Annotated in this window: 9 protein-coding genes; 1 reads left to right on the top strand and 8 read right to left on the bottom strand. The window is 63.0% G+C overall.

What is annotated here, in order from left to right; all coding sequences use genetic code 11:
- Window positions 1-60 precede the first annotated feature (60 nt).
- Together FOM02_RS40325 and FOM02_RS40320 are read right to left on the bottom strand one after the other, a co-directional pair.
- Window positions 61-1308: an acyltransferase family protein gene (locus tag FOM02_RS40325; RefSeq protein WP_027559648.1), complete on the bottom strand. Its 1248-nt coding sequence runs from the start codon at window positions 1306-1308 to the stop codon at window positions 61-63.
- Between the two features lie 1758 nt (window positions 1309-3066).
- Window positions 3067-3291: a hypothetical protein gene (locus FOM02_RS40320; RefSeq protein ID WP_141263023.1), complete on the bottom strand. Its 225-nt coding sequence runs from the start codon at window positions 3289-3291 to the stop codon at window positions 3067-3069.
- Window positions 3292-3707: 416 nt separating this feature from the next.
- On the opposite strand from FOM02_RS40320, the gene FOM02_RS40315 reads away from it, so the two are divergent.
- Complete coding sequence (locus tag FOM02_RS40315) at window positions 3708-5357, top strand: winged helix-turn-helix domain-containing tetratricopeptide repeat protein (RefSeq protein WP_084334339.1); 1650 nt, start codon at window positions 3708-3710, stop codon at window positions 5355-5357.
- A gap of 72 nt (window positions 5358-5429) precedes the next feature.
- Here the strand turns inward: FOM02_RS40315 and rpmG are convergent, their stop codons facing one another.
- The 6 genes from rpmG to rnr form a co-directional block, all read right to left on the bottom strand.
- Window positions 5430-5597 carry a 50S ribosomal protein L33 gene (gene rpmG, locus FOM02_RS40310; RefSeq protein WP_007603295.1) on the bottom strand — a complete coding sequence of 56 codons (168 nt, stop codon included), beginning with the start codon at window positions 5595-5597 and terminating at the stop codon, window positions 5430-5432.
- A 207-nt stretch (window positions 5598-5804) separates the two neighbouring features.
- Window positions 5805-7130: an LLM class flavin-dependent oxidoreductase gene (locus tag FOM02_RS40305; RefSeq protein ID WP_027559647.1), complete on the bottom strand. Its 1326-nt coding sequence runs from the start codon at window positions 7128-7130 to the stop codon at window positions 5805-5807.
- A 186-nt stretch (window positions 7131-7316) separates the two neighbouring features.
- Entirely contained in the window at window positions 7317-8654 is a 1338-nt protein-coding gene (locus FOM02_RS40300) for an amidohydrolase (protein ID WP_027559646.1), read from the bottom strand.
- Between the two features lie 17 nt (window positions 8655-8671).
- Complete coding sequence (locus tag FOM02_RS40295; RefSeq protein ID WP_027559645.1) at window positions 8672-9436, bottom strand: NUDIX hydrolase; 765 nt, start codon at window positions 9434-9436, stop codon at window positions 8672-8674.
- A gap of 31 nt (window positions 9437-9467) precedes the next feature.
- A complete protein-coding gene (locus tag FOM02_RS40290; protein WP_027559644.1) occupies window positions 9468-9908 on the bottom strand; it encodes a DUF983 domain-containing protein in 441 nt (146 codons plus the stop codon).
- On the bottom strand, window positions 9902-12247 hold the full coding sequence (gene rnr, locus FOM02_RS40285; protein WP_027559643.1) for a ribonuclease R: 2346 nt from the start codon (window positions 12245-12247) through the stop codon (window positions 9902-9904). Before rnr ends, FOM02_RS40290 begins: the two co-directional genes overlap by 7 nt.
- Window positions 12248-12252: the final 5 nt, after the last annotated feature.

The following is a 12252-nucleotide window of genomic DNA, read 5'->3' as shown; positions in this document are numbered from 1 at the left end:
AAGAGCTTCGCGATCGGGCAGGCAGGAACGAGGACTGCTCCTCGCTCGAGCGGCAGACGCCTATCGCGGCCACGACGCCATGACGGTCGCCTTCACGGAGACGGTCAGGGGAAGGCGCAGTCCGCGCGCCAACGCCGGGGGTCTGAATGCGGGCTGCCTTTGGGGCAGCTTGCCAAAATGCGAGAGCGTTTGCACCAGCGCGGATCTGACGGCCGGCTCGACCTTCGCGCAAATGAACCAGCAGACCAGGACCAGCATGCCCAGCGCGATCCATACGGCCGCGGTGGCATCCAGGCCGGCCTCGACCAGCGTACGAATGATCGCCGAGCCAATGACGTTGTGGGTGAGATAGAGCGGATAGGTGATCAGTCCGAGCGTTCTCAAGTAAGCCGGTGCTTCAGGGGAAGTGGTGCCCGCAGAGCGCCTGCTCCGGTTCGCGGCACGGGCAATCAGGAGCACCGCAGCCGCCCAGACCATGATCGGCACAAGGGCTGATTGATCCGCGATGGCGGGTATGGACGTCAGGAAGAACGAGGCGAAGAAGTAGATCTCTGCGGCGCCTGAAAGACAGGCGACGGCAATGGCGGCCAGCTCGAGCGCCGTCAATTGCCTGTTCGCGGAAATGAACAGCCAGATCCCCAGCGCAAAGAAGCAGCCGTGGGTCAACAGGAATGCCGCGCACGGCACCCGAAACATCAGAATGATCAGATAGGGCAGATCGGACGGTGTCATGCTCGACAGCACGAGCAGCGCGACGGCGTTGAACACTGCGCTGTAGATAGTGAGACCGAAGGTGAGGTGCCGCAGGGTGATCCTCTTCGTGAGCATCGCGCAAAACACGAGGCCATAAAACGCCGTCTCGGCGGCTAGCGTCCAGTAGACCTCGTCGAGCCATTGACCTGTGACGCCCTTCGGCACCATCAGCATGGCATGGATGTAAGGCAGGATGAGTTCGGATGCCGGTCCACTCCCGAACAGAAGCAGCACGAGGAAGGTCGCGGTGGCGCATATCCAGACCGCGGGATAGAGCCTGAGTGCGCGGCCAAGCAGAAACGCGCCCGGCGAAGACTGGCTCGCCGAGTTCGCGATGACGAAACCGGAGATGACGAAGAAGATCTCGACGCCGACCCAGCCGAACCATGTGAAGGGCGCGGCGGACGGGTACAGCACGTCGGCGGCGACGGTGCGCTCGAAGCCTGGGACGCCGATCGAAGCCCAGGCCCAGGACCAGAACATCTGGTGAAAAATGGCAACTCCGAGCGCGGCTGCGAAGCGCAGCGGATCCAGCAACGGCAAATGGCTTTTCACGGGAATGGACCAGGTTCATGCAACAATCCCGCTGGAGATATTGAATCCCTTCATGACGTTCTTTGAGGTGGGTCACACTTGGTCGGCCGGCGCTGCTGTTGCTGAACCGGCCGCCGCAGCCACTCGCTCCAGTGTCGGAGCCGGCGCGGGGCGCGCGGTCGCAAGCGTCCGCTGAGGATGTTCTGCGGACGCCGTGCTGCCTTGTGATCAAGTCTGAGAGAGGTGTGGACTAGCGACGTCCCGGCCGCTTGAGCTCTGCGACCTTGAACCTGTTGCCGGCCTGCAGGCTGCTGCAAAACCAGTGGGCTCTGTTGCGAAACTCGCCCAGGAACACCTTCGTCTCGACGCAATTCTCGTAGGATGTATGGGTGATGGTGTCTCGGCACGTCGGCGAGAAAGGTCCATAGTTCAGGCCGCCGCCCGACTCGCTGCATCCAACCCAGGGCTCTTTGCCGTGTGGGAAGCTTGATGCACAGCCACCGTTGCAACTGCTGGCGCGTGCCTCGAGGCTGGCAATCCTCCCCATCACAGAACCCGGCGCATACGAAGGCGTCCGTGCGACTGAAGACGTTCTTTGGGCGGTTGACGCAGTCCGGCGCGATGACTGCCCCGTGGATGCCGTTGGCTCCTGCCTATGCGGCCTTGCCGCCTGCTTCGGCGCGTCGACCGTAACAGGAGGAAGCGTGGCGCCGGAGCCTGTTGGAATTTGTGACGCTGCCGGAGCGCATAGCAGGATCGTAGACAAGGCAGCGACGGTTGAAGGCACGACAAGGCTTGATGACAATCTCATGACCATGTCCTTCCCGAACCCGGGCCGGAAATGCCGCCCGGTAAGTGCACGCTAACATACATTTGGGATTGCGCAATCGAGGGTTGCGAGGATGTCAGCTCAATAGTTCACCATCGAATTGTCGCTCAAAAAGCCGGCGCGATGCTCGCCGGTGAAATGCCGGGCGGCTCGCCAGGCTTCGGCGTACCGCTCGATCAGGCGACATCGCTGAGGCGACGGGACAGAAATAAAGCGGGCCCATCGGGCCCGCAAAAGTCTTTCAGCACCGTGCGACCTGCCTAATCCCGGATTCGCAGAATTCGACGCGTCTGCAGCTTGCTGGAGCTACGGACTAGCGACGTCCCGGACGCTTGAGATCGGCGACCTTAAACCTGTTGCCGGCCTGCAGGCTGCTGCAAATCCAGTGGGCCTTGTTTCGATGCTCACCCAGGAACACCTTCGTCTCGACGCAATTCTCGTAGGATGCATGGGTGATGGTGTCTCGGCACGTTGGCGAGAAAGGTCCATAGTCGATGTTGCCGCCCGACTCGCTACATCCAATCCAGGGCTCCTTGCCGCTTGGGAAGCTTGATGCACAGCCACCGTTGCAACTGCTGGCCCGTGCCTCGAGGCTGGCAATCCTCCCCATCACAGAACCCGGCGCATACGAAGGCGTGCGAGTGCCTGACGTTGACCTTTGAGCAGTTGACGCAGTGCGACGTGATGACGCCCCGGCGCTTGCCGTTGGCTCCTGTCGATGCGGCCTTGCCGCCTGCTTCGGCGCGTCGACCGTAACAGGAGGAAGAGTGGCGCCGGAGCCTGTTGGAATTTGTGACGCTGCCGGAGCGCACAGCAAGACAGTTGACAAGGCCGCGATGGTTGAAGGCACGACAAGGCTTAATGATGATCTCATGACCATGTCCTTCCCGAACCCGGGCCGGAAATGCCGCCCGGTGAGTGCACGCTAGCATACGTTCGGGATTGCGCAATCAAGGGTTGCGAAGATGTCCGCTCAATAATCCACCAGCGACCTGTTCGCTCAAAAAGCCAGCGCGATGCCCGGCAAAGCGGGTGATCACCTGCGTCAATCCGAACAGCTCAAAATGGCTGATCAGGAAGGTGCTGTAGAGCACGATAAGCCAGCCTAAAACGCCGCCCGTCATCGCGGTCGCAGCACAAACAGGAGATCCGATGTTCCAGACGACCGCAGGCATCGGCTGCCACTGCAGCAAAATCAGGCTCGGGGATCATCCCGCGCCTGCCGGGCGGCCAAAGCGGCCTGACGAGCGATTGCCGCCGTAGCGCCTGCATTGAACAATCGCCTGAGCCGCGCAGCCAGCCGCAGTATCTTCTTCCTCATGGTCGGCGTCGTCGCCGGCGGGAGGGATGCGAGTGCCCGCAATGAGCCGCGATGGGTTACAACCGCAAACCATCTGGCGGACTGTCGGTAGAGATGAAAATCAGGTGCCCGGATCATGTGGCATCTCCGGTTGAACGATGATTGACCGGTCTCTAAACTCGACTGATCCCTCACGCTTGGCGGAGTTCTTCGGGAGACGTTTGTTTTTCCTGAATTGCAGACTCGACCACGACGCGAAACGGGAGGCGAGCCTCGGTAGGGAAGCGGGTGATGGTAACAAAATACCGATTTTCGGGTTTTGAGGTCGACCTGAGCCAGCAAGAGCTTCGACGTGAAGGTGCGCCCGTCCACATTGAGCCTCAAGTCTTCGATCTCATCGTTCATTTGGTGCGCAACCATGATCGGGTTGTGAGCAAGGATGAGTTGATCGACATCGTCTGGAATGGCCGGATCATCTCCGAGGCCGCGTTCTCCAGCCGCATCAATGGCGCCCGGCGCGTGCTCGGCGACAACGGAACAGAGCAGCTTTTCATCAGGACGCTGCATCGGCGTGGCTTCCGGTTTGTCGCTCAGGTCCAGGCGATCGAGGGGGCTGATGCCGACGCAATCCGACTCGCTCCGCACCACGGCGCGGCCACCGACGTTCGCCGACAAGCGTCGATTTCCACCGACGTGTCGCATCTCGACGACGTCGTCTCGGAAGCGGTGAAGGCAGAAGCCAATTCACGATCGTTCATCGCGGTGCTTCCGTTCGCGAACATGTCGAGTGACCCCGAGAATGACTATTTCAGCTACGGATTGACGGAAGACATCATCCGGCTTCTTGCCCGAAACCGCTGGCTTTCCGTGATCTCGCGCCACTCGACGATCGGATTCCAGGGACGGATCGTTGACGCACGCGATGTCGGCGCGCAGCTGGGCGTCAGCTATGTGATGTCCGGCAGCGTTCGCAAGAGCCGCGATAAGGTGAGGATCACGGCGGAGCTAACCCGGGCCGCGGACGGGATGCAGCTTTGGTCCGACAAATACGAACTTCAACTCGAGAATATCTTCGATATCCAGGAGGAGATGGCAAAGCAGATCGCGGCCACCATCGAACCTGAATTGTCGAAAGTGGAGCAGCAACTCGCCGCGCGCAAGGCGCCGGAAAGCCTCGACGCGTGGGATTGCTACCAGCGCGGCCTGTGGAATCTTTGGCGATTTACCACACCCGGATTCGATTCAGCCGAGGACTATTTCCAGCGCGCGATCGCAGCAGATCCCAAGTTCGCACGTGGGCATGGCGCGCTCAGCTACGTCAATATTCAGCGCTCGCTTTATGATGATCCCAGGGATCGGCCAGCGCGACTGGAAACGGCGTTGCGCCAGGCACGTCTCGCCGTGACGCTCGACGAGCTCGATTGCTTTTGCCATTGCGCCCTCGGAAGAGCACTGTGTTTGACCCGCCAGAACGACGAAGCGCTCGCTGCCATCGACACGTCTTTGGAGCTCAACCCAAGTTTCGCGCAAGGATATTTTGCACAAGGCTTCAATCTGCTGTGGTGCGGGCGGGAGCTCGAAGCAGAAGCGCTGCTCGATCGGGCGACAATGCTCAGTCCGCGCGACAGCCATCTGTGGAGCTTTCACCACGTACGTTCGTGGACGCATTTTTCCCTTGGTGAGTACGATATTGCCGTGGAATTTGCTCGAAGGGCGACGAGGCAACCCAATGCCACGTATCGGGCTTTCGCGACGTTGGCTGCGTCCCTTGGCCGTCTCGACGAAAAAGCCCAGGCCAACGCTGCAGCTGCCGAGCTTCTGCAACGCAAGACGGATTACACAACGCAGACAGCGCGGCAGGAGCTGTTCTTTTGCAACGACCAAGGCTTCATCGATCGTTTCGCCGAAGGACTGGCTGTCGCCGGCATCGCGGGCAGTTGAGGGAAGCAACGCGCGTGGCAAAATAAAACGGGGCCCGAAAGGGCCCCGCAAAAGTCTTCAGCCTCCGCGATCTTACTTGATCTTGGCTTCGCGGAATTCGACGTGCTTGCGCGCGACCGGGTCATACTTCTTCTTGACCAGCTTGTCGGTCATGGTGCGCGAATTCTTCTTGGCGACGTAGTAGAAGCCGGTGTCAGCCGAGGACACGAGCTTGACCTTGATGGTGACCGCTTTGGCCATGTTCTGAACCTCAGAAAATTGGGGAATCTGGAGCCGGCCAAACGGCCCGCGTTGGCCGGCAACCTAGCCAGAAACCGGGGGAAGTCAAGGTTTCGGAGCGTTTTCGAGCGAAGCGGGCACCGGTTCGCGTCAAGAAAACGCGTCAAAAACAAAGAGCTAGAGCCCGGAACGCGGCTCTAGGGCCAAAAACCACTCAAATCGGGCCCATCAGGCCTCAAAGAAGCGGTTTTTCGGCCGCGGAAGGCCGAGATTCTCTCTCAAAGTGGCCCCTTCATACTCTTTCCGGAAAATCCCGCGGCGCTGGAGCTCCGGGACCACCTTGTCGACGAAATCGTCCAGGCCCGCGGGCAGGAACGGGAACATGATGTTGAAGCCGTCGGAGCCGCGCCCGACCAGCCATTCCTCCATCTGATCGGCGATGGTTTTCGCCGTGCCGACGAACGACAGCCCGCCATAGCCGCCGACGCGCTGGGCGAGCTGGCGCACGGTGAGCTTTTCGCGGGTGGCGAGATCGACCATGCGCTGACGGCCGCTCTTGCTGGCGTTGGTCTCGGGGATCTCGGGCAGGGGCCCATCGGGATCGAAACCTGACGCATCGGTGCCGAGGATAACCGAGAGCGAAGCGATGGCGCTGTCGTAATGCACGCGGCTGTCGAGCAGGGCGCGCTTCTCCTTGGCTTCATCGACGCTGTCGCCGACCACAACGAAGGCGCCGGGCAGGATCTTGAGGTGCTCGGGGTCGCGCCCGACCTTCTCCATGCGGCCCTTGATGTCCGCATAGAGCTTCTGTCCGTCGGCGAGGCTGCCGCCGCCGGTGAACACGGCTTCCGCGGTTTCGGCCGCGAGCTGCCTGCCGTCTTCCGACGCGCCGGCCTGCACGATCACCGGCCAGCCCTGCACCGGGCGGGCGATGTTGAGGGGACCGCGCACCTTCAGATATTTGCCGTTGTGGTCGAGCGTGTGCATCTTGGCGGGATCGAAGAACAGGCCGGATTCCACATCGCGTACGAAGGCGTCGTCGGCGAAGGAATCCCACAGGCCCGTGACGACGTCGTAGAACTCGCGGGCGCGCTTGTAGCGCTCGGCATGCTCCATGTGGTCGTCGAGGCCGAAATTCAGCGCCGCGTCCGGGTTCGAGGTGGTGACGATGTTCCAGCCCGCGCGGCCGCCGCTGAGATGGTCGAGCGAGGCGAAGCGGCGGGCGACGTGATAGGGCTCGTCAAACGTGGTCGAGCCTGTCGCGATCAGGCCGATCCGTTCGGTGACGGCGGAGAGCGCCGACAGCAGCGTGAACGGCTCGAACGAGGTCACGGTGTGGCTGCGCTTGAGCGCATTGATCGGCATGTTCAAGACGGCCAAGTGATCGGCCATGAAGAAGGCGTCGAATTTGCCGGCCTCGAGCTTTTGGATCAGCGTCTTGATGTGGCCGAAGTTGAAGTTGGCGTCGGGCCAGGCCCCGGGATAGCGCCAGGCGCCGGTGTGGATGCTGATCGGGCGCATGAACGCGCCAAGCTTGAGTTGCCGTTGTGCCATCGCCCCGTATCCGTTCTGGGTGTCGTTCGCAAAGACATAGGGACGCGGCAGAACTCTGCCATTGGGAGGGCTGGGAAGAATTTTTCGTTTTTCGATCAACTCTCAGCACGTTCGCGTCATTCCGAAGCCCGGCGAAGCGGCGCGCCCGGAATCCATCAAACCGCAGACACTGACGGCGAGGGGGGACTACTGTCCCCGCGCCCTTTGATCGAAGGCGCTCAGCACGGCGAGCGTCATCGCGGTGACGCCGGTCTGGATGGTCGGTTTCGGCACCGGGGCGAATTGCGGCGAGTGGTTGCCGGGAAGCGGCGGGCCGCTGCCGTTACGCGCGGCCGCGACGCGGTCCGGCTCATAGACGCCGATGTTGAAGAACATCGAAGGCACGCCGGCGTTGACATATTCCGAATAGTCTTCGCTGGTCGTGTTCGCAGGGGTGACGTTGAACTTGTCGCCGAAGGCCGCTTTCAGCACCCGCTCGGCCTGGCCGACGACGGCGGCATCGTTCACCACAGCCTTGGTGCCTTCGTCGAGATGGATTTCGGGCGCGGGCGCATCCGCCATCACCGCCACCGCCTTCGCCGTGCGCTCGATCCCGGCCAGCATCCTGGCGCGCACCTGCGGCTTGAAGCTGCGGATCGTGCCGATCACCCTGGCCTCGTCGGGAATGATGTTGCCGGCGGTGCCGGCGTGGATCGCGCCGATGGTGACAAGGCCGAATTCGGTCGGGTCCTTCTCACGGCTGATCACGCTCTGCACGTCGACGACGAAGCGGGATGCCATCATCACGGGATCGATGGTCGCCTGCGGTACCGCACCATGGCCGCCGCGGCCGATAAATCTGATGAAGAGACCGTCGACATTCGACGATCCCACCCCGACCCTGTAGGTCACCGAGCCGTAGGCTCCACTGCTGTCGTGCAGGGCAAATCCCACATCGGGCTTCGGAAAGCGGATGAACAGGCCATCGTCGATCATCGCCCTTGCGCCCGCGACCTCTTCCTCCGCGGGCTGCGCGATGAACATCAGCGTACCGCGCCACTGGTCCTTGATGCCGACCAGGGTCTTCGCCGTGCCGACCCAGCTCGCCATGTGGATGTCATGGCCGCAGCTATGGGCGACGAAGGTCTCGCGGCCCTGCCAGATCTGCTTGTCGCGGCTGGCATAGGGCAGGCCGGTCTTCTCTTCCATCGGCAGCGCATCGAGCTCGGTGCGAACCATGATGGTGGGGCCGTCGCCGTTCCTGTAGATGGCAACAAGACCGGTCTTGCCGACGCGCTCGGTGACCTCGAAACCGATCGCGCGCATCTCGGCGGCGAGTTTCGCCGCGGTCTTCTCTTCCTGGAAGGCGATCTCGGGATGGGCGTGGATGTCCTTGTAGAGCGCATCGAGCTTCGGATAGTCGCTCTCGAAGGAGGTCTCGATCGTCTGCTTCAATCTGGCGACGTCGAGCTCTGCATGGGCAGGCAACGAGAGCAGGCTGCACAACGCGACGGAAGCGAGCAGAGGCCTTGCGAACCGCGTCATCCGACCCTCCCAGTCGTTTAAGCGCCCTTTCCTTCACCTAGCACATCTCGTTGCATCTTGCCGCCATAGAAATGGAAGAACGGCACCGGCGCATCGTGCCGGAGCGGGCCGGTGGCAAGGCGGGTATCGAGCTCGTTGAGCACGTTGCGCGTCATCGGATGCAGTTCGGCGAGCGGCTTCGAGCCGAGCTCGACCCAGACCAGCTCGACCAGCTCCGCATCGGCGTGGATGACGCCCTCGACGCGGTGGGTGATCGCGGAGGCATCGGCGGTGAAGAAGCGCGTATCGAAGCGCTTGACGCGGCCGGGCGGGGTGATCGCGCGCGCGATCAAGAACAGGCTGGAGGGATCGGGCAGCAGGCCTGCATCCGCGAACGGCTTCCACGGACCTTCGAGCCTGGCCTTGCCCTCGACCTTGCGCCCGAGGCAGAGGCCGGTCTCCTCGCAGGCTTCGCGGATCGCGGCGATCGCCAGCGATTTCGCGCGCGAGGCCGGCGTCTTCGGGCTGCCCTTGGCGAGATTGGCTTCCAGCTCCGCGGTGATCGGCGCAGCACACGGCACGCGGTGATCGTCCTTGTCGACGCGGCCGCCGGGGAACACGAATTTTCCGGGCATGAACACCACCTTGTCGTGGCGCTTGCCGACCAGCACTTTTGGAATGGCGCCGCTGCGATCGACCAGGATCAGCGTCGCGGCGTCCTTCGGGCGGAAATAAGGATGATGGTCAGCTTCCTTGCCCTCGTGGATCTTGGCCTTGTCTTCGGCCTGCGAAATATCCGTCATGTCCTCACCCAGAGCGTTTTTTGCTTATTGCTTACACCGGCGGAATACCATCCGGCGGGTTCTCGTCAAACCCGTGCATGCGCAGAGCCCATTGCAAGCCGACCACAGCTCCCTTGACCGGCTGGAGCAGCCCGAGCGAAGCAAAGAACGTGAAGGGCAGATAGGCCACGAAGGTGAGCCAGACCGGCGTCGTGTAATTGGTCTCGATCCAGAGAATCGCCGGCACCGTGACGTGGCCGACGATGACGATGACGAGATAGGCGGGCAGATCGTCGGCGCGGTGCGGCGTGAAGTCGAGGCCGCAGGCGCTGCAATTGTCCGCGGTCTTCAGGAAGGCGCGGAACAGCTTGCCCTGACCGCAGCGCGGGCAGCGGCTGCGAAAGCCGCGCTTCATCGCGGTCCAGACGTCGCGCTTCTCGACGAGACCGGTCTCGCGCGTCCAGATTTTTGGGGCCGTGCTCATCGTCACCACGCGCTGCCCTTCTTGCTCTTACCCTTGTTCTTTCTCTGCTTCTTGCCCTTGCCGGACTTTTGCTTCTCCGGCTTGCGTTTTCTCTCCGGGCTGCGTCCCGGATGCGCCTTGGCGGATTTGCGCTGGGCGCGGAACGGCCGGCGCTCGCGTGGGCTGCTCTCGCTGTCCGAGGACAGCAGCTCGAACCGCAGCGCGCCTGCGATGGGGGCCGCTTCGATCAGGCGGACATCGACGACGTCACCGAGCTGGTACATGGTGCCGCTGCGCGTGCCGACCAGCGCGTGACGGCCCTCGTCATAGTTGAAATATTCCGTGCCGAGGGATCGGATCGGGATCAGGCCATCGGCGCCGGTCTCGGAGAGCTTCACGAACAGGCCGGCGCGGGTGACGCCGGAGACTCGGCCCTGGAAGCTGGCGCCGATGCGGTCGGCGAGGTGATGCGCGATCAGGCGATCCACGGTCTCGCGCTCCGCCTTCATCGCGCGGCGCTCGGTCAGTGAAATATGCGCGGCGACCTCGCCGAGACTTTCCGGCGTCTCGCTGTCGGGCAGGGCGCCTTCGCCAAGGCCGAGCGCGCGGACCAGCGCACGGTGCACGACGAGGTCGGCGTAGCGGCGGATCGGCGAGGTGAAATGCGCGTAGCGGCGCAAATTCAGGCCGAAATGACCGTAATTCTCCGAGGAATATTCCGCCTGCGCCTGGGCGCGCAGCACCACCTCGCTCACCAGCGGGTAATAGTCGTGGCCTTCGAGCTGGGCCAGCACGCGGTTGAACAGGGTGGGGCGCAACGCGCCTGATTTGGTGAAGGGGACGTCGAGCGTCTCCAGGAACTCCGCGAGCGCGTGCACCTTCTCCAGCGTCGGCTCGTCATGGACGCGGTAGATCAGCGGGAGCGATTTCTTCTCCAGCATCTCGGCCGCTGCGACGTTGGCGAGGATCATGAACTCCTCGATCAGCTTGTGCGCATCGAGACGCTCGGGCACGACGACGCGGTCGACCGTGCCGTCGCTCTTGAGCAGGATCTTGCGCTCGGGCAGATCGAGATTGAGCGGATCGCGCTCGTCGCGCGCGCGCTTGGCACAGGCGTAAGCGGCGTAGAGCGGCCTCAGGATCGGATCGAGCAGAGGGCCGGTGGTGTCATCGGTGCGGCCGTCGATCGCGGCCTGCGCCTGTGCATAGTTCAGCTTCGCCGCCGAGCGCATCAGGATGCGATGAAAACTGTGCGAGCGCTTGCGGCCATCGGGGCCGATCACCATCCGCACCGCGAGCGCGCCGCGCGGCTCGCCCGGCACCAACGAGCAGAGATTGTTGGAGATGCGCTCGGGCAGCATCGGCACGACGCGATCGGGGAAATAGACCGAGTTGCCGCGGTCGAGCGCGTCGCGGTCGAGCGCGGTGCCCGGCTGGACGTAGAAGCTGACATCGGCAATCGCGACGTTGACGATGAAGCCGCCCTTGTTGTTGGGATCCTCGTCGGCTTGCGCATGCACCGCGTCGTCGTGATCCTTGGCGTCGGGCGGATCGATGGTGACGAGTGGGATGTCGCGCCAGTCCTCGCGGCCCTTCAGATTTGCGGGCTCGGCGGCTTCCGCCTCGCGCTCGGCGGCGGAGGAGAACTGCAGCGGGATCTCGTGGGCGTAGATCGCGATCAGGCTGATCGCCTTCTCGGATTTGACCGAGCCGAGCTTCTCCTTGACCCGGCCGGAGGCGAGGCCAAAGCCGCGGGTGCGGACGATGTCGACGCTGACGAGGTCGCCATCCTGCGCGCCTGATGTATCGGTCCTGGCGATATTCAGCTCGCGGTCGGCGAACTTCTTGTCGACGGGGACGAGCCGTCCGCCGCCCTCGGGAAGGCTCCGAAACACGCCGAGGATGCGGCTCTTGGCCTTGTCGATGACCTTGATGATGCGGCCGCGATAGGCCGGGTCTTCGTCCTCGTCGTTGCGTTCGACGCGCAGCAGCGCGCGGTCGCCGACACCGGCGGCGGTGCCGGGCTTGGCCCGGCGCGGCATCTCGATGATGATTTTGGGCGGCTCGCCGCTCTCGACCTCGTCCCATTCGGCGGGGGAGGCGATCAGCTCGCCGTCGGAGTCGCGCCCCGTGATGTCGGCGAGCAGCGTCGGCGGGAGCGCGTCCGGCTCGGACACAGTGTGGCGTTTTTTCTTGATGATCCCGTCGTCGGCGAGCTCGCGCAGCATGCGCTTGAGCTCGACGCGATCGGCGTTCTTCAGGTCGAACTCGCGCGCAATTTCGCGGGTTCCGACCTTTCCGTGATTTGCCTTGATGAAGGCGACGATGGCTTGCCTGTCGGGAAAGCCATGGTCATGCTTGCGTTTCACTTAAC

It is taken from the genome of Bradyrhizobium sp. SEMIA (assembly GCF_014844175.1).
Lineage (GTDB): Bacteria > Pseudomonadota > Alphaproteobacteria > Rhizobiales > Xanthobacteraceae > Bradyrhizobium > Bradyrhizobium arachidis.
Note: the sequence above shows the minus strand (reverse complement) of the source record. Positions and strands in the feature narration are given on the sequence as shown.

Excerpts from the sequence above, each read along its gene's own strand:
- FOM02_RS40320 (WP_141263023.1), bottom strand. The coding sequence starts at position 3,291 with ATGCCTGCGGTCGTCTGGAACATCGGATCTCCTGTTTGTGCTGCGACC.
- FOM02_RS40315 (WP_084334339.1), top strand. The coding sequence starts at position 3,708 with ATGGTAACAAAATACCGATTTTCGGGTTTTGAGGTCGACCTGAGCCAG.
- rpmG (WP_007603295.1), bottom strand. The coding sequence starts at position 5,597 with ATGGCCAAAGCGGTCACCATCAAGGTCAAGCTCGTGTCCTCGGCTGAC.
- FOM02_RS40305 (WP_027559647.1), bottom strand. The coding sequence starts at position 7,130 with ATGGCACAACGGCAACTCAAGCTTGGCGCGTTCATGCGCCCGATCAGC.
- FOM02_RS40300 (WP_027559646.1), bottom strand. The coding sequence starts at position 8,654 with ATGACGCGGTTCGCAAGGCCTCTGCTCGCTTCCGTCGCGTTGTGCAGC.
- FOM02_RS40295 (WP_027559645.1), bottom strand. The coding sequence starts at position 9,436 with ATGACGGATATTTCGCAGGCCGAAGACAAGGCCAAGATCCACGAGGGC.